Origin of the sequence: Caballeronia sp. AZ1_KS37, assembly GCF_023631165.1 — a bacterium.
In the GTDB taxonomy this organism is placed as follows: Bacteria; Pseudomonadota; Gammaproteobacteria; order Burkholderiales; family Burkholderiaceae; genus Caballeronia; species Caballeronia zhejiangensis.
Genome location: NZ_JALQDP010000034.1, coordinates 161,352 through 177,876 on the forward strand (window position 1 = coordinate 161,352; position 16,525 = coordinate 177,876).

Genomic DNA, 16,525 nt, shown 5'->3' on the forward strand with positions numbered 1-16,525 from the left:
GCTCGCTATGCCCCGAAATCTTTTGAACATCGCTGTATTTTCGATTGGCCTCGCCGCGGTGCTCGGCATCGGCATTGCATACGTCACGTCGAATGCGATCGCGTTCGCCGTCACGCTCGTGATCGCCGCATGCTATCTCGCGGGCGCGGCGGAATTGCGCCGCTATCAACAGATCACCGGCTCGCTCGAACAGGCCGTCGCACAACTCTCGACCGCGCCGCGCAGCCTCGCCGTGTGGCTCGACAGCCTCGATCCGAGCCTGCGCAATGCGGTGCGTCTGCGTGTCGAAGGCGAGCGCGCGCCGTTGCCCGGTCCGGTGCTCGCGCCGTATCTCGTCGGTCTGCTCGTGTTGCTCGGCATGCTCGGTACGCTGCTCGGCATGGTCGCGACCTTGCGCGGCACCGGCACGGCGCTGCAAAGCGCATCCGATCTGACGGCGATCCGCGCATCGCTTTCCGCGCCCGTGACTGGGCTGGGCTTCGCGTTCGGCACGTCGATCGCGGGTGTCGCGACATCCGCGATGCTCGGCCTGCTGTCGGCGCTGTGCCGTCGCGAGCGTCTTCATGTCACGCAGCAACTCGACGTGAAGATCGCGACGACACTTCGCGTCTTCACGCAGGCGCATCAACGCGACGAAACGTTCAAGCTGCTGCAGCTTCAGACCGAACTGATGCCGAAGCTCGTCGATCGTCTTCAGTCGATGACGATCGCAATCGAACAGCAAAGCCTCGCCGCGAGCGAGCGTCAGATCGCGAGTCAGGATGCGTTTCATGCGAAAGCGGAGACGTCGTATCGGCGGCTCGCAACATCGGTCGAACTGTCGTTGAAGCAAAGCGTTGCCGATAGCGCGCGCGCCGCGAGCGCCGCGTTGCAGCCCGTCATGCAGGCGACGATGGACGGCATCGCGCGCGAAGTCACCGCGTTGCACGGCAATGTCGAGCAGGCGGTGGCGCGTCAACTGGAAGGCTTGTCGAGCGGCTTCGAGGCATCGTCGGCGAAGGTCGCGGACATCTGGAACGCATCGCTCGCGAAGCACGCGCAGTCGAACGCAACGCTCGTCGGCGAGATGAGCGCGTCGCTCGATCGCTTCGCGCAAGCATTCGAGCAACGTTCGACGCATCTCGTCGATGGCGTGTCCGCGCAAATGGATCGCGTGTCGGGCGCGCTGGCGTCGTCGGTTGCGAAGCACGAGCAATCGCGCGATGCGCTCGTCGCACGCATGGATGCATCGCTGGAACGCTTCGCACAGACTTTCGATACGCGTTCGTCCGGCTTGATCGACGATGTGTCCGCGCGCCTCGAAACCGCGACGGGAAACATGTCGCAAGCGTGGACCGATGCGCTCGCACAGCACGCGCGCGCGAGCGAGCAGGCAGCCGCGCAGAACCAGAACGCGTTGACGACCGCGGCGGCCAGCTTCGAGCAACATGCAGCGGCGCTCGTGCAATCGGTCGATCGTTCGCATGCGGATTTACGCGCCGAACTCGCGCAAAGCGGGGAAGAGCGCCTCGCCGCATGGAGCAGCGCGCTCGACTCGATGACCGGCTCGTTGCGCGAGCAATGGCAGCAAACGAGCGACGTCGCGGCGAATCGTCAGAAGGACATCTGCGATGCCCTCGCGCAAACCGCGCGCGACATGTCCGCGCAATCGCAGACACACGCGAGCGCGACCATCGCGGAGATCGAGCGGCTCGTGCAGGCTGCATCTGAAGCACCGAAGGCAGCCGCCGAAGTCGTCGCCGAAATGCGTCAGAAGCTGTCCGATTCGATGGTCCGCGATACCGCGATGCTCGATGAACGCAGCCGCTTGCTCGCCACCGTCGAGACATTGCTCGGCGCGGTGAACCTCGCATCGAACGAGCAACGCGCCGCGATCGATGCGCTCGTCGACACATCGGCGACGCTGCTCGAACGCGTCGGCGCGCAGTTCACCGGCACGGTCGAAGCCGAGGCCGGCAAACTCGTTTCGATGGCCGCGCAAGTGACGACGAGCGCCGTCGAAATGGCGAGCCTCTCGGATGCGTTCGGCGCGGCCGTGCAGTCTTTCGGCGAATCGAACGACAAGCTCGTCGCGCATCTCGAACGCATCGAGAGCGCGCTCGACAAATCGCTTGCGCGCAGCGATGAACAGCTCGCGTATTACGTTGCGCAGGCGAAGGAAGTGATCGACCTGAGCATGATGTCGCAGAAGCAGATCGTCGAGGACTTGCAGCATATCGCCGGGCAACGCGTGGCCGGAGCGCGCGCGGCATGAACGAGGAAATCGACGGCGGCGCGGAACACGCCGCGCCGATCTGGGCCGCGTTCGCCGATCTGATGTCGGTGCTGCTGGGCGCGTTCGTGCTGATACTCGTCGGCGTGATCGGCGTGCAGTTGCAGCTGGAGAACAAGCTCGACGAAGAGGTGAAGCATCGTCAGGAAGAGACGCAGCGCCGCAAGACGCTGGAACAGGCGCTCGCGGGACCGCTCGCATCGGGACGCGTGACGCTCGTGAACGGTCGCATCGGCATCAGCGGCAGCGTGCTTTTCGCGCTCAATTCCGATCAATTGCAGCCGCAGGGCCGCGATGTGCTGAAGAGTCTCGCAGCGCCGCTTTCGACGTATCTACGTGCGCATGAAGAGATTCTCATGGTGAGCGGTTTCGCCGACGATCAGCAAGTCCACGAAGGCAACCGCCGATTCGCGGACAACTGGGAGCTTTCAGCGAAACGCGCACTGACGGTCATGCGCGCGTTGATCGATGCGGGCGTGCCTTCGTCGTCGGTGTTCGCGGCGGCGTTCGGCTCGGAACAGCCGGTGAGTTCCAATGCCGATGAAAGCGGGCGGGCGAAGAATCGTCGCGTGGAGATTTCAGCTGTGCCGCGCTCGTCGGATGGCGCGGTGAAGGCGCATGAGTAACGTGGCCTCTGCACGCGCGATACTCGAAGCATGGCGCGCGAATGGCGACGATCGCGCGAATCCCGTGCGCTTCCATCTGATCGTTGCGCTGGACAAGCGCGCGGCCGCGTATGAAGGCGAGGCGCGTCGCCTGCTCGATGAACGTGTCGCGCAATTGCTCGATGCGTATCGAAGCGATATGGAACGTGCTGCATCTTCCGATGCACCGATAAGCGATGCCGATGTGCGCGGTCCGCTGGCAACGCTGATCGCTGACATCGCCAAAGCATCTTCGATGCATGGAACATCTCATGCGGAGTTGCTCGATTACTTTCGCGCGGTATGGTCGAAAGTCAGTGCGGAAAAGCAGTTGCGCGATTCGCTCGCACAGGTGCCCCGAAACGCAGGACCGCTCAATTCGAGCAGTCTCGTGCATCGTTCGTTGTCGCTGATGCGCGAAGTATCGCCGGGTTATCTCCAGCAATTTCTTGCCTACGTCGATGCGCTTTCGTGGATGGAAGAGTTGAACGGGCCGACTGTGACCGTCGCGAAAGAAGCGTCGGGTGCGAAGAAGGGCGGACGCAAGAAGAAGTGATGAAGCGCCGCGCGATTCATCGATCGCGCGGCATGCAGCCTGTTACGCGAGCCAGCCTTTGATCGTGCTCGACATCACGTTCGTCGAAATGCCGTAGCGATCGTGCAGCGTAGGCAACGCGCCTGCATCGAGGAACGCATCGGGCAATGCGATCTGACGATAAGCCGGCGCGACCCCCGCCGTCAGCAGTGCGGTTGCCACCGCTTCGCCGAGCCCGCCGATCACCGTATGGTTTTCCGCCACCACGACGAGACGTCCCGAGCGCTTCGCTTCGCGGACGATCGTCTCCGTGTCGAGCGGCTTGATCGTCGGCACATGCAGCACGGCGACATCGACGTTATCGGCTTGCAATGCCTTCGCGGTTTCGAGCGCGCGCATCGTCAGAATGCCCGACGAAATGATGAGCACGTCGCGGCCATCGCGCAGCAGCTTCGCCTTGCCGAGTTCAAAGCGATAGTCGTATTCGTCGAGCACGGCGGGCACGTTGCCGCGCAAGAGACGCGCATACACCGGACCTTTGTGCGCGGCGATCGCGGGTACCATCTGTTCGATATCGAGCGCATCGCACGGATCGATCACGGTCATGTTCGGCATCGCGCGCATCAGTGCGAGGTCCTCCGCGGCTTGATGGCTCGGGCCGTAACCCGTCGTGAGTCCCGGCAGCGCGGCGACGATCTTTACATCGAGATTGTCTTCCGCGATCGTTTGATGGATGAAGTCATACGCACGGCGCGTCGCGAATACCGCGTACGTCGTCACGAACGGCTGCGCGCCTTCGTGTGCGAAGCCCGCAGCCGCGCCCATCAGCAATTGCTCGGCCATGCCCATCTGGTAGTAACGCTCGGGGAATGCCTTCGCGAAGATATGCAGGTCCGTGTACTTGCCGAGATCGGCCGTCATGCCGATGATATTCGTCTTCGTGCGCGCTTCTTCCACGAGCGCATGGCCGAAGGGGGCCGAACGCGTGACCTGTCCTTCGCTTGCGATCGACGCGATCATCGCGGATGTCTTCAAACGAGTGCTCATGCTTGTCTCCCTGCTTCGAGTGCTTGCAGCGCCAGTTGCCATTCATGGGCATCGACGCGGATGAAGTGGTTTTTCTCGCGTTGTTCGAGAAAGGGCACGCCACGGCCCATCTGCGTATCGCATACGATGATGCGCGGCTTCGCGTCCTCAAGATTGCGCGCGTTGTCGAAAGCGTTCTTCACCGCATCGATGTCGTTGCCGTTCACGCGCTGCACGTACCAGCCGAATGCTTCGAGCTTGTCGACGAGCGGCTCGAACGACATGATCTGCGTCGACGGGCCGTCCGCCTGCTGATTGTTCACATCGACCATTGCGATGAGATTGTCGAGCTTCCAGTGCGCCGCCGACATCAGACCTTCCCAGATCGAGCCTTCATCGAGCTCGCCATCGGAGAAGAGCGTGTACACGAAAGACCTCGAGCCCTTGCGCTTCAGACCGAGGCAGCGGCCCACAGCGATCGTGAGACCTTGCCCGAGCGACCCGCCGGACATTTCCATGCCGGGCGTGTAGCTTGCCATGCCGGACATCGGCAGACGGCTATCGTCGCTGCCATAGGTTTCGAGTTCCTCTTGCGGCAGGATGCCTGCTTCGAAGAGCGCGGCATACAGCGCAATTGCATAGTGACCGTTCGACAGCAGGAAGCGGTCGCGGCCTTCCCATTCGGGATCGTCGGGGCGGTAGTTCATCGCGCCGAAGTAGGCGACGGCCAGCACATCGGCGATATCGAGCGCCTGGCCGATATAACCTTGACCTTGCACTTCGCCCATCAGAAGGGCATTGCGGCGGATACGATAGGCGCGCTCGGCGAGCGTCACCTCTTCGATAACGGGAGCATTCATGCGTTGTCTCCTTGATTAATAAAATTAGCGATTGACCGTTTTCGCGGGCACGAAGAACACGAGCGCCGCGCCGATCACGATGGCTATGGAAATGAAGATCAGGCCCGCGGTCGATTTGCCGGTGAAGTCGTTGAGCCATCCGACGATGGCAGGCGAGAAGAAGCCCGCGAGATTGGCGAAGCAGTTGACCGCGGCAATGCCCGCCGCCGCCGACATGCCGCCCAGCACAGCCGTAGGCAAGGACCAGAATTGCGACGATGACGCGAGGATGCCTGCTGCCGCGATGCTCACGCAGACGATCGATGCGCCCACGCTGCCGAGCATCGGCAAGGTGGCGAAGCCGGCTGCGGACACAAGCATCGGAATCGCGAGATGCAGGCGGCGTTCGCGACGCTTGTCGGCACTTGCACCGATCAGCGGCAGCGCGACGATGGCGCAAAGATACGGAATCGCGGTGAGAATGCCGACCCACAGCGGGTCCGCTACGCCGGTGCGGCGCACGATGGTCGGCAGCCAGAACGTGAGTCCGTATTGACCCATCACGACGCAGAAGTAGATCGCGGCCATCAGCCAAAGACGACGATCGCCGATGAACGCGCGGATCGATACGTGCTTCACCGTCTGCGCGTTGTCCTTCTCGACATTGCGCCGAAGCAATGCTTTCTCTTCGTCGCTGAGCCACTTCGCGCCGGCGATGCCGTTGTCGAGGTAGAACAGGATCGCGACACCCAGGAAGAGCGAAGGCAGCGCTTCGAGCATGAAGAGCCACTTCCATCCGGCGAGCCCCTGCACGCCCTGGAACGCATGCATGATGTAGCCCGAGAGCGGTCCGCCGACGATGCCCGCGAGCGGAATCGCCATGAAGAACAGCGAGAGCGCCTTGGCGCGGCGCGCGGCGGGAAACCAGTACGTCAAATAGAGAATGACGCCCGGCGCGAAACCCGCTTCTGCGACGCCAAGCAAAAATCGCAGGACATAGAAGACTGTCGGTGACTTCACGAACACGAAGCTCGCGGATATCACGGCCCACGTCAGCATGATGCGTGCGAGCCAGTTGCGCGCGCCCACTTTATGAAGGATGACGTTACTGGGCACTTCGAACAGGAAGTAGCCGAGAAAGAAGATGCCCGCGCCGATGCCGTAGATGGTTTCGGAGAAGCGCAAATCGTTGAGCATCTGCAGCTTGGCGAAGCCGACGTTCACGCGATCCAGATACGCGCCGAGATAGCACAGCATCAGAAAGGGAATCAGGCGGCGTCCGACCTTGGCATAGGTCTTTGCTTCGAAGCTGGCGGCATCGTCGGACGATGTGAACTCAGCGCTTACCGCCGCCGCGGATAACTTTGATTTCATGTGTGTCTCCATCCATGTTCGGCGCCCTGGTTTCCAGGTGCGCCCGTACGTGCAATCAATGAATCAGCATGCCGCCGTTGACATCGAGTGTGACGCCAGTGAGATAGGAAGAAAGATCGCTCGCGAGATACAGGCACGCGTTGGCGATATCCGCTGCATCGCCGAGACGCGCGAGCGGAATGCTCTTGATGATGTCCGCGCGCATTTCGGGCGTGAGCTTGTCACCGGTGATGTCGGTTTGAATGAGGCCCGGCGTGATCGAATTCACACGGATGCCGTCGGCGCCGAATTCACGCGCCATTGCCTTCGCGAGGCCCAGCACGCCGGCCTTCGCCGCGCTGTAATGCGGCCCGCCGAAGATGCCGCCGCCACGTTGCGCCGACACTGACGACATGCATACGATGCTGCCGCTCTTCTGCTTTTTCATCTGCGGAATAACGGCTTGCGACATATACAGCGTGCCGCGCAGATTCACGTCGATGACGGCATCGAAGTTATCGGCGCCTATCTCCAGCGTCTTGATCGGCTGCGTGATGCCCGCGTTGTTGATGAGCGCGTCGATGCGTCCGTATTTATCGATGGTGGCATTGGCGGCCGCGATGCACGCGTTCTTATCGGTGACGTCGCAAGCGAGACCGAGATGGCCATCGCCCAGATCGTTCGCGGCGCTTTGCGCGTCTGCTTCCTTCAGATCCAGCACGACGATGCGCGCGCCTTGCGCCGCAAGCGCCTTCGCCGTTGCCTTGCCGATACCGCGCGCCGAAGCCGCGCCCGTGACGATCACTACCTGGTTCTCGAGCAACATCGTTGTCTCCGTTGGTTGTCTGGTGTAGGCGCAGTTTCTCCGCCTTCGACCTGACGATCAACGCAGTTTGGCTCAACTATTGCTGAGAAATTTTCAGGTATCGCCGCGACGCTCGATTTGCTGATCCATCCACGCCAGAAACTTTGCGACGCGTGGCAATCCGGCGTTTTGACTCGGGTAAACGAGATGATGCGCGCCGACTTCGACCGCGTATTCCTTGCCGAATACAGGCACGAGCGAACCGCGTTCCAGATGCCCGGACGCGAGCATCGTGCTTTCGAGCGCGATGCCGTGACCGAGCGCGGCCGCTTCGAGCGACATGTACGAGCGGTCGAATGAAAAGTCGAATGCCTTGCGCTTCACCGCGACGCCGAACTTGCCGAACCACTGCTGCCATTGAACGAGCGGCGATTCGGAGAGAATCAGACGACGGTCGAGCAGATCATCTGGCGTAGCGACTGGAAAGCGTTCGAGATAGGCGCGCGAAGCGAGCGGCGCAATGCTTTCATGCCGCAGCGTCTTCACTTCGACATCGGTCCAATGAGCATAGCCATGACGCACGGCGATATCGTAGTAACCCGATGTGAACGACACGTCTTCATACGAGCACGCGAGGTTCATTTGAATATCGCCATTGGCTTCCTGAAACGCGGCGAGACGCGGCAATAGCCACATCAGGCCGAAGCTCGGACTCGAATGAATGCGCAGTATCTCGACGGATGTTTCGCTCGATGCGCGTTCCGTCGCGCGATTCAATTCGGCGAGCGCGCCGGTGACGTCGGCAAGATATTGCGTGCCGGTCGGGGTGAGGACGAGACCGCGGCCGAACCGCGTGAACAACGGCCGCCCGACGATGCTCTCCAGATTCGCCAGTTGATGACTGACGGCCGAAGGCGTGAGGCCGAGTTCGTCGGCTGCGCGGTTGACGCTCTTCGTGCGCGCGACGCTCTCGAACGCGATGATGGATTTGAGAGGAGGAAGGCGCATGGAAGCTTACTTCGGCTCCTTCGGCACGCGCCCCATCAAAAAGAACTCGTCGTTGGGCCGCATTGAAATGACATTCGCCATGCGATTCGATAACCCGAAAAATGCGGTGATCGCGGCGATATCCCAGATATCTTCATCGCTGAAGTCATGCGCGTGCAATGCCGCGAAATCGGCATCATTCACCGTGCCCGATGCGCGGCATACCTTAAGCGCAAAATCGAGCATCGCCTTCTGACGCGGCGTGATATCCGCCTTGCGATGATTCACCGCCACCTGATCCGCCACGAGCGCGTTCTTTTCATAGATGCGCAGAATCGCTCCGTGCGCGACGACGCAATAAAGGCAATCGTTCACCGCGCTCGTCGCGACGACGATCATCTCGCGCTCGCCCTTGCTCAGGCCGCCTTCCTTGAGCATCAGCGCATCGTGATAAGCGAAGAACGCGCGGAATTCATCGGGCCGGTGCGCAAGCGTGAGAAACACGTTCGGCACGAACCCCGCCTTGTCCTGCACTTCGAGAATGCGTGCGCGGATATCGTCGGGCCATTCTTTCGGATCGGGAACGGGATAGCGGCTGATGGGCTTTGGCGTCATGACGTCCTCGAAGGCTTGATCGAACGCCCATTGTAGAGCGAGAGTTCGTCAACGCGTGACTGTGAGCGACGACAATAGCTTCAAGAGGCTCTCGACATTCACGGGCTTCACGAAGTGATAGTCGAAGCCTGCCGATTGCGCGCGCAATCGGTCTTCGGCCTGGCCATAACCCGTGATCGCGATCAGCAAAGGCGTCGTGTCTCCCTTGCGACGCAAACGACGCGCGAGTTCGTAGCCGTCGATATCTGGCAGGCCGATATCGAGCAGCGCCACATCGGGCTGCAAGAGCGGCGCGGCTTCCAGCGCTTCCGCCGATGAATACGCGACGCGCGCGACATGTTCCTCCGACTCGCACAGCATCGCGAGCGAATCGGCGGCATCGCGGTTATCGTCCACGACGAGAATGCGCAGCGCCGTGCGCGTCTCGCGCATGCTCGTCTCCGAAAGTGCGAGCGCGGAATGCCTTTCGTGATGATGCAAACGCGGCAGCCGCACGGTCACCGTCGTGCCGAGGCCCGGTCCCGGGCTTTGCACGGTGATCGTGCCTTTATGCATTTCCACGAGCTTCTTCACGAGAGAAAGCCCGATGCCGAGGCCGCCGTTCGAGCGGTCGAGCGTGCGCTCGCCTTGCGAGAATAGCTCGAATACTTTCGGCAGAAGGTCGGCGGAAATGCCCGTGCCCGTATCGGCGATGACGATAGACACCGAATCGTCGGCAGCCTGCACACTCACGCTGATACGGCCTTGCTCCGGTGTGTACTTGCTCGCATTGTTCAGCACGTTGACAAGGATCTGCGAGAGACGCGTGGGATCGCCGCAGACCCATGTCGTCGCATCGGAAACATCGACTTGAATGTTTTGCGAACGCGACTCGACCATGCCCGCAATGGCTTCGACTGCGTGATATACCGCCGTGCCGACGAGAATCGGTTCGAGTTGCAAGGCGATGCGTCCCTGCGTAATGCGCGAAACCTCCAGCAAGTCGTCGACGATGCGCGTCATGTGCTCCACTTGCCGGCGCATGAGATCGATAAGATCGCGCGGATGCGTGTCGCCATCTTGATCCTTTTGCAGGAGCGCTATGGCCGTTCGCAGCGGCGCAAGCGGATTGCGCAGTTCATGCGCGAGCATCGCGAGGAACTCGTCCTTGCGTCGTCCCGCTTCGCGCAACATCAGCTCCATATGCTTGCGTTCGGTGATGTCTATCACGCTGCCGATGATGCGCAGCGGCTCGCCGTCCTTGCTGCGCTGGAGCAGGGCGCTGCCTTGCATCCACTGTTCTCCGTGCATGTTGCGCACGCGAAACTCGAAATGTCCCTCGGCGTCTTCACCGGCCGCGATGCTGCGCACATAGCGATCGAGCATGGCGCTGTCATCGGGATGCACGCGTGCGAGCGCTGCCTCATAGCTGAGCGTTTCGGTGGTCTGACGCTCGCCGCCGGTTTCGAGCGACAACGTCCACGTCGCGAGTTCCAGCGACGCGATATGAATGTTCGCGGCCTGCATCGCCACCGTGAGGCGCAAGCTGCGCGCCTCGATTGCGGCTTGCGCTTCGAAGCGCGGCGTGACGTCGGTCGTCGTGCCGAACCATTCCTGCAAGCTACCCTTGTCGTCGTAGAGTGGCGCGGCGTGCGCCTGCACCATGCGATAAACGCCGTCGCGACGGTACATGCGAAAGGTGAGCGTGCAAGCGACGCCGTCGCGCAATGCATCGAGCCATGCCTGATGCGTGTGCTCGCGATCGTCGGGATGGATGTAATCGAGCCAGCCCCAGCCGGACAACACGTCCGGCGATGTGCCCGTGAACTGTTCCCATTCGCCGCCAGAAGGACGAATTTCGCCGTTTGCATCGGCGGACCAGACGAGCGCGCCCGTCGTTTCGACGAGTGCCCGATAGCGTCGTTCCGAAAGGCTCAGGCGATCTTCATCGGCGCGTTGCGTGCTGATATCGAAGCTCACGCCATAGACGCGCGTGAGCACGCCATGACGGTCGAACTCGGGATGCCCGCGCATGCGCAGCCATCGACGTTGTCCTTGTTCGCTTTCCAGAACGAAGTCGAATTCGAATGGTCCGCCATCGCGCAATGCTTCGGTCAACTTGCGCTGAAACGGCTCGCGATGTTCGGGCGCGACGCGGTCCCACACTTCCGAAAGAAGAACCGCTTCGGTTCCGGGCGGAAAAGAATAGAGCGCGGCGAGCTGTGCGGTCATGCGTACGACGCGCGTCTTCATGTCCCATTCCCACGCGCCCATGCGTGCGCCCGCGAAAGCGGCCTGCAAGCGCCGCTCGCTGGCTTCATACATTGCCCATGCGTGACGACACTCATGAATGTCGATGGCCACACCGACCGTCTCGCCGATCTGCCCTTCCTCATCGCGCCGCGCCTGAAGATGGAGCGTATGCCAGCGGAACGCGGCATCGTTGCGTAACAGGCGCACATCGACGTTGCGAAGCAGCGTGCCGTCGCGCATCTGACGCAGTGCTTCGAGAACCGGCGGGATGTCGTCGGGGTGAACAAAAGCTTTCCAATGCTGCCCGACGAGTTCGGGAAACGGAATGCCGAGATACCGGCAAGCCCACGGATTGGCGTACTGGATTACCCCGTCTCGTGCCGCGCGCCACACAAACGACGGCAGGAAATGAGCAGGATCGTGCATGGCGTCCTTGCTTCCTTACTCCGGCGAAAAGCGTCGCCGCGCACGCCATCCGAGGCTTTGATAGCTTAGGGATACCATACAACAAAAGCGATGGGCTTCATCGCGATACGGCGATGCAGCCATCATCGCTCCGAAAGGTTATATGTAATTTATACGTATCAAAGAATGTTTCGTCTTATGAATCAGCGCGTCGCCTTATTGATTCATTGGACGATAGCAAGCACGCAAGATCAGCCGGCCTCACCTACGTCTTTCGGATTCGGCAGCTTTTCTTCCTTGCTTTGATCGGTGCGCTTCGGCGGCTCGGGCTCATTTCTCATCGTGCGCTTTTGCTCGTCGGACAAGCGGCGGTCGGCCATGTTCGGATCTTCTGGCGTTTGGGTGGGCGGCGTCGGTCGATCGGTTTGCTGATTCATGAGCGGCTCCTTGTCGTGTTCGTCGGATGACATGAAGAGGTCGCATCCGACGTGCCCGCCGTACCGGGTACAGCCGATGCTCAATTCACACTCCGATGTATCGATCGAACGTTCTTCTCTCATTGCTCTTATGCAGTTCGCGAAAAACACGCTCATTCGTTTTGCCGCTATCGCATGCATGATTTTGTTATCGCCGCGCGGCTTCGCTGCTTCGATTGCCTCCGCGCCCTATGGCGCGACCCAACAAGGCCAGGCGGTGACGCAATTCACGTTGTCCAATGCGCGCGGCGTGTCGATGAACTGCATCACGTATGGCGGCATCGTCACGCGTCTCGATGTGCCGGACCGGCGCGGGCGTCGCGCGGATATCGTGCTCGGCTTTGGCTCGCTCAACGACTATGAGAAGTACAACGGCAAGATCCATTTCGGCGGTCTGATCGGGCGTTATGCGAATCGCATCGCCGATGGAAAGTTCGAACTTGATGGCCGCGACTACAAGCTGCCCGTCAACGAGCCACCGAATACACTGCATGGCGGTCCGCATGGATTCGACGAGAAAATCTGGACCGTGGTGAAGACGTTTCAGGGCGCGCAAGGCGCGGGCGTGCAGCTTCGCTATGTGAGTCCCGATGGCGAGAACGGCTTTCCCGGCACGCTTACTGTCGACGTAACCTACACGCTCACCGACGATAACGAAGTGCGTATCGACTATCGTGCGAAGACGGACAAGCCGACCGTCCTGAACCTCACGAACCATAGCTACTTCAACCTCGCGGGCGAGGGCAGCGGCAATGTCGAAGGGCAGCTCATCATGATCGCGGGATCGAGCTATACGCCGACGCGCGCCGATTCGATTCCGACCGGCGAGATGGCGAGCGTCGAGAACACACCGCTGGATCTGCGAGCGCTGACGCCGATCGGCGCGCGTTTGCGTTCGTCGAATCAGCAGATGCGTTATGCGCGCGGCTACGACCACAACTGGAAGCTCAACAAGAACGGACAGCGCAATGGAGAACCCGGCTTTGCCGCGCGCGCCTACGATCCGTCGAGCGGCCGCGTGCTCGATGTCTATACGACGCAGCCCGGCTTGCAGTTCTACACGGGCAACGGTCTCGATGGCAGCGCGATCGGCACGTCGGGCGTGGCGTATCGACAAACGGATGGCTTCGCGCTAGAAACCCAGCATTTCCCGGACTCGCCGAACCGCCCCACGTTCCCATCGACCGAACTCAAGCCCGGCGACGAGTATCACGAAGTCACCGTCTGGAAGATCGGTGTGCGTTAGCGCATGAGTCGGGTGCGAATCGTACCCCGGGACGCGAAGCCACACGTAGAGGCACTTTTCGACGCGGTGGTCGGAATCGGCCCCCGCGTCGAGTGCTCTCTCTCAGGCTGGCCCTCGGAATTCGTTCGGCGCAAACGGAATTTTGCGTTTTGCATTCGAAATGCCTTGTCGTGTTTTGCATTTCGCATGCGTTGCTGGCGGAGCGCTAGGCGGCCGCCTTGTCGGAGTCTGCTGCCCGGTTCTGTTCGAGAAGATCGAGGAGCCGCAGCACGCGGGCGCGTTGCGTCGAGACGAGATCGCTTTCGTCGCCGACCGCGGCGAGCCGCCTTTTCCAGTAGGCATGATCGAACTGGTCGACCGCCTTTGAATTTCCCGATAGCGCGAGCGAACGGATCATGTGCTCGAGATGATCGAGCTGGGTGTCCGCGAGACGCGCGGGCTTGAGCATCGCTCGCGTGGCCTGCGCGGCGCGCCCGACTTGCACAATTTTCGACTTTTCCATGTGTGACGCCCCGAAACGTCTTTTCTCTCTTTATGTGCGGCTGAATTTTTTATCTTGACTAGCCGTAAACCCTAGGATGGGGAGTCAGCAATGTGACGGCGGGATGAAGGCAAGGAATCGCCGACCTGGCCGCCCACGACGCCGCACACGCTGCTCCTCGTCCAGCACGATATACCGGCATTCAAAATACGCTTTACCATGCGTCTCATTTGCTGGCGCGTATCGTGCGCGCCACAGCGCGAAGGACGACCCGACAACATCGACTGCCGCATATGCCCGCAGATTCCGATCCGCCGAAGATTTCCACGCACTTTTCGACGCGCGCCTGTCCGCGTGAGCGTCAATTGCTCGCATGGCGCGATCGGGTCGGGCATGTGGTCGATGTCGTGCCGGACAAGGATCAGATTGCACGCGGTTTCTCGGGCAGCATCGATTTGCATGCGGCGGGCGGCCTCGTGTTCACGGAAGCGCGCACCGACGCGCTCGTGCTCGAGCGATCTATCGCGCGCGTCTCCACTGACACGCGTCGCGATTTCGCATTTCACGTCTATGTGGAAGGCGAGACCGGTCACGTCAGCGGGCTGAGCGTCAAGCGCAGCGCGCCTGGCTCTGTGCGCGGCATCATCGCACTCGATCTGAATCAGCGCTTTCGCGTCGAACGTCCGGCGTGCCGCGTGCTGACGATGTTCGTACCGCGTGTAATCGTCGCCGCGCATATCGGCGACTGCGACGCGTTGCACGGTCGCGTGCTGCCCGATCACGCGCCGCTCGTGCATTTCGTGTTCGAACATTTCGAGGCCACCGCGCGAGAATTGCCGGTGCTCGACCGGCCCGACGCCGCTGACGCGCTCGATGCCGGCGCGCGGCTCCTGCTCGCGGCATTCGCCGACAAGCCGAATGCCGCGAGCGATTCACGCGCCGCACTGCAAACGGCCGTGAAGAGCCAGGTGAAGCGTTACATCGAAACGCGCCTGCATGAGGCCGATCTCACGCCGACCGCGATCGTCGAGGCACTCGGGCTCAAGCGCGCGACAGTCTATCGGTGGTTCGAGCAGGAGGGCGGGCTCGCCGCATATATTCGACTTCGCCGCTTGCGCGAAGCGGCCGACGAACTCGCGCTGTTTCCCAATCTGCAGATTGCGGATATCGCATTCGGTCTCGGCTTCAAGAGCGCATCGGATTTCACGCGCGCGTTTCGCCGCGCGTTCGACGTCAGTCCGCTCGAGATGCGCCTGCGCGCGCTCGAACTGTTGCGCGCGACGAGTGGCGATCCCGTCATGCGGATGCGCGCCGCGCACTCGCGCGGCCTTCCGGAAAGCGGCTGAGCGCAAGAAGCGTCAGGCAGTTCGCGGCGAGCAGATACCACGCGGGCGTCATTACGTTGCCCGTCGCGCCGACGAGCCATGCGACCGTCAACGGCGAGAATCCCCCGAAGATGACGACGCCGAAGGTATAGATCACGGCGAGGCTCGCCGCGCGCCGATCCCTCGGGAAGGCTTCGAGCATGAGCACCGAAGCGGCGCCCGCGTTGTTCAGCGCGACTGCGACATAGAGCAGGATGATGACGAGCGCGAGCCCATCCGGTGCGCCTCGCGTGAGCGCATAAAACGCGGGATAAGCCGTCGCGAGCGCGGCGAAGAGCGAGGCATATTGCAGCGTCTTGCGGCTCATCAGCCGATCGGCCGCAAGCGCGACGAGCGGCGTGACGATCAGAATAACGAGGCCGGAGAGCGACGCGATCAGAAAGCTGATGACAGGGGGCCGCTGCAGCGTATGCGTCAGATAGCTCGGCATGTACAGCACGGCGATGTAGATGCTCGACGATGGCGCGGCCATCATCAGGATGCCGCATGCGAGCGGGCGCGCGTGCTCGCGCAGTACAGTTGCGAGCGGCGTGCGCGCGGGTCGGGGCTTCGACGTGGATGCGTCGCCCGGCATGCGGCGCAGAAACCATCCGAGCGGCGCGATCAGTCCGCCGATGAAGAAGGGCACGCGCCATCCCCATTGCAAGAGTTGCTCCGGCGACAGAAGCGCCGATGTGCACGCGCCGACGAGCGCCGCCACGCACGCGGCCGCGCCCTGACTCGCACCACGCCAGCTGACGATGAAGCAGCGCCGTTCATAAGGCACGGATTCCATCAGCAGCGCCGATGCCGGTCCGATCTCGCCGCCCGCCGCGAGTCCTTGCAAAAGCCGCGCGACCACGATCAGCACGGTCGCGCTCGCGCCGATCGCCGCGTGCGTCGGCAAGCATGCGATCAGCCACGTACCCAGCGCCATCACGGCGATCGACAGCCGCATGCCGGCTTCGCGTCCGCATCGATCCGCGTATCGTCCGATGAGCACTGCGCCGAGCGGACGCATCACGAAGCCGGCGCCGAATGTCGCGAGCGATAGCAGCAGAGACGAGGCGGGATCATGCGCGGGAAAGAACAGCCGCCCGATGATCGCCGCGGAGAAGCCGTACACAGTGAAGTCGTATGCGACGAAGCCGTTGCTGATCACCGTCGCTACGATGATGCGGGTCAGATTCGCGGGCGCTTGTGGACGTTCGATTTCAGTCATGAATGAGATTGGCGCGTTCGATT

General features: G+C 61.8%; 15 protein-coding genes. 5 read left to right on the forward strand and 10 right to left on the reverse strand.

What is annotated here, in order from left to right; genetic code table 11:
* Positions 1-7: 7 nt before the first annotated feature.
* The 3 genes from NCS00_RS21325 to NCS00_RS21335 are packed head-to-tail and all read left to right on the forward strand — an operon-like array spanning position 8 to position 3,472.
* A complete protein-coding gene (locus NCS00_RS21325; protein WP_250440922.1) occupies positions 8-2,254 on the forward strand; it encodes a DUF802 domain-containing protein in 2,247 nt (748 codons plus the stop codon).
* The gene (locus tag NCS00_RS21330; protein ID WP_008347904.1) at positions 2,251-2,898 is read left to right on the forward strand and encodes an OmpA family protein; all 648 of its coding nucleotides are present in this window, start codon (positions 2,251-2,253) and stop codon (positions 2,896-2,898) included. The genes NCS00_RS21325 and NCS00_RS21330 overlap by 4 nt, the downstream gene beginning before the upstream one ends.
* Positions 2,891-3,472: a DUF2894 domain-containing protein gene (locus tag NCS00_RS21335; RefSeq protein WP_250440923.1), complete on the forward strand. Its 582-nt coding sequence runs from the start codon at positions 2,891-2,893 to the stop codon at positions 3,470-3,472. The genes NCS00_RS21330 and NCS00_RS21335 overlap by 8 nt, the downstream gene beginning before the upstream one ends.
* A gap of 42 nt (positions 3,473-3,514) precedes the next feature.
* On the opposite strand, the gene NCS00_RS21340 is transcribed toward NCS00_RS21335, so the two are convergent.
* From NCS00_RS21340 to NCS00_RS21375, 8 genes are all read right to left on the reverse strand, one after another.
* A complete protein-coding gene (locus NCS00_RS21340) occupies positions 3,515-4,498 on the reverse strand; it encodes a transketolase family protein (protein WP_008347908.1) in 984 nt (327 codons plus the stop codon).
* Complete coding sequence (locus NCS00_RS21345) at positions 4,495-5,337, reverse strand: transketolase (protein WP_250440924.1); 843 nt, start codon at positions 5,335-5,337, stop codon at positions 4,495-4,497. Before NCS00_RS21345 ends, NCS00_RS21340 begins: the two co-directional genes overlap by 4 nt.
* Positions 5,338-5,361: 24 nt before the next feature.
* Positions 5,362-6,690, reverse strand: coding sequence for an MFS transporter (locus NCS00_RS21350; protein ID WP_175980735.1), 1,329 nt, complete (start codon positions 6,688-6,690; stop codon positions 5,362-5,364).
* 55 nt (positions 6,691-6,745) lie between these two features.
* Positions 6,746-7,495: an SDR family NAD(P)-dependent oxidoreductase gene (locus tag NCS00_RS21355; protein ID WP_008347913.1), complete on the reverse strand. Its 750-nt coding sequence runs from the start codon at positions 7,493-7,495 to the stop codon at positions 6,746-6,748.
* A gap of 93 nt (positions 7,496-7,588) precedes the next feature.
* Positions 7,589-8,482, reverse strand: a complete 894-nt coding sequence (locus tag NCS00_RS21360) for a LysR substrate-binding domain-containing protein (protein WP_175980739.1) — start codon at positions 8,480-8,482, stop codon at positions 7,589-7,591.
* Between the two features lie 6 nt (positions 8,483-8,488).
* On the reverse strand, positions 8,489-9,076 hold the full coding sequence (locus NCS00_RS21365; protein WP_250436475.1) for a peroxidase-related enzyme: 588 nt from the start codon (positions 9,074-9,076) through the stop codon (positions 8,489-8,491).
* Positions 9,077-9,124: 48 nt separating this feature from the next.
* A complete protein-coding gene (locus tag NCS00_RS21370; RefSeq protein WP_250440925.1) occupies positions 9,125-11,734 on the reverse strand; it encodes a PAS domain-containing hybrid sensor histidine kinase/response regulator in 2,610 nt (869 codons plus the stop codon).
* Positions 11,735-11,964: 230 nt separating this feature from the next.
* Positions 11,965-12,300 carry a hypothetical protein gene (locus tag NCS00_RS21375; protein WP_250440926.1) on the reverse strand — a complete coding sequence of 112 codons (336 nt, stop codon included), beginning with the start codon at positions 12,298-12,300 and terminating at the stop codon, positions 11,965-11,967.
* A 28-nt stretch (positions 12,301-12,328) separates the two neighbouring features.
* On the opposite strand from NCS00_RS21375, the gene NCS00_RS21380 reads away from it, so the two are divergent.
* The gene (locus NCS00_RS21380) at positions 12,329-13,435 is read left to right on the forward strand and encodes an aldose epimerase family protein (protein WP_250440927.1); all 1,107 of its coding nucleotides are present in this window, start codon (positions 12,329-12,331) and stop codon (positions 13,433-13,435) included.
* A 205-nt stretch (positions 13,436-13,640) separates the two neighbouring features.
* Here NCS00_RS21380 and NCS00_RS21385 read toward each other — a convergent pair whose 3' ends face one another.
* Positions 13,641-13,937 (reverse strand): hypothetical protein, encoded by a 297-nt coding sequence (locus tag NCS00_RS21385; RefSeq protein ID WP_008347927.1) that lies wholly within the window; start codon positions 13,935-13,937, stop codon positions 13,641-13,643.
* Between the two features lie 272 nt (positions 13,938-14,209).
* Between NCS00_RS21385 and NCS00_RS21390 the strand changes: the two genes are divergently transcribed.
* On the forward strand, positions 14,210-15,262 hold the full coding sequence (locus NCS00_RS21390; protein ID WP_250440928.1) for a helix-turn-helix transcriptional regulator: 1,053 nt from the start codon (positions 14,210-14,212) through the stop codon (positions 15,260-15,262).
* Here NCS00_RS21390 and NCS00_RS21395 read toward each other — a convergent pair.
* Complete coding sequence (locus NCS00_RS21395) at positions 15,213-16,502, reverse strand: MFS transporter (protein WP_250440929.1); 1,290 nt, start codon at positions 16,500-16,502, stop codon at positions 15,213-15,215. The genes NCS00_RS21390 and NCS00_RS21395 overlap by 50 nt on opposite strands.
* Positions 16,503-16,525: the final 23 nt, after the last annotated feature.

Coding starts and splice junctions, on each gene's coding strand:
- NCS00_RS21325 (WP_250440922.1), top strand. CDS start 8: ATGCCCCGAAATCTTTTGAACATCGCTGTATTTTCGATTGGCCTCGCC.
- NCS00_RS21330 (WP_008347904.1), top strand. CDS start 2,251: ATGAACGAGGAAATCGACGGCGGCGCGGAACACGCCGCGCCGATCTGG.
- NCS00_RS21335 (WP_250440923.1), top strand. CDS start 2,891: ATGAGTAACGTGGCCTCTGCACGCGCGATACTCGAAGCATGGCGCGCG.
- NCS00_RS21340 (WP_008347908.1), bottom strand. CDS start 4,498: ATGAGCACTCGTTTGAAGACATCCGCGATGATCGCGTCGATCGCAAGC.
- NCS00_RS21345 (WP_250440924.1), bottom strand. CDS start 5,337: ATGAATGCTCCCGTTATCGAAGAGGTGACGCTCGCCGAGCGCGCCTAT.
- NCS00_RS21350 (WP_175980735.1), bottom strand. CDS start 6,690: ATGAAATCAAAGTTATCCGCGGCGGCGGTAAGCGCTGAGTTCACATCG.
- NCS00_RS21355 (WP_008347913.1), bottom strand. CDS start 7,495: ATGTTGCTCGAGAACCAGGTAGTGATCGTCACGGGCGCGGCTTCGGCG.
- NCS00_RS21360 (WP_175980739.1), bottom strand. CDS start 8,482: ATGCGCCTTCCTCCTCTCAAATCCATCATCGCGTTCGAGAGCGTCGCG.
- NCS00_RS21365 (WP_250436475.1), bottom strand. CDS start 9,076: ATGACGCCAAAGCCCATCAGCCGCTATCCCGTTCCCGATCCGAAAGAA.
- NCS00_RS21370 (WP_250440925.1), bottom strand. CDS start 11,734: ATGCACGATCCTGCTCATTTCCTGCCGTCGTTTGTGTGGCGCGCGGCA.
- NCS00_RS21380 (WP_250440927.1), top strand. CDS start 12,329: ATGATTTTGTTATCGCCGCGCGGCTTCGCTGCTTCGATTGCCTCCGCG.
- NCS00_RS21385 (WP_008347927.1), bottom strand. CDS start 13,937: ATGGAAAAGTCGAAAATTGTGCAAGTCGGGCGCGCCGCGCAGGCCACG.
- NCS00_RS21390 (WP_250440928.1), top strand. CDS start 14,210: ATGCCCGCAGATTCCGATCCGCCGAAGATTTCCACGCACTTTTCGACG.
- NCS00_RS21395 (WP_250440929.1), bottom strand. CDS start 16,502: ATGACTGAAATCGAACGTCCACAAGCGCCCGCGAATCTGACCCGCATC.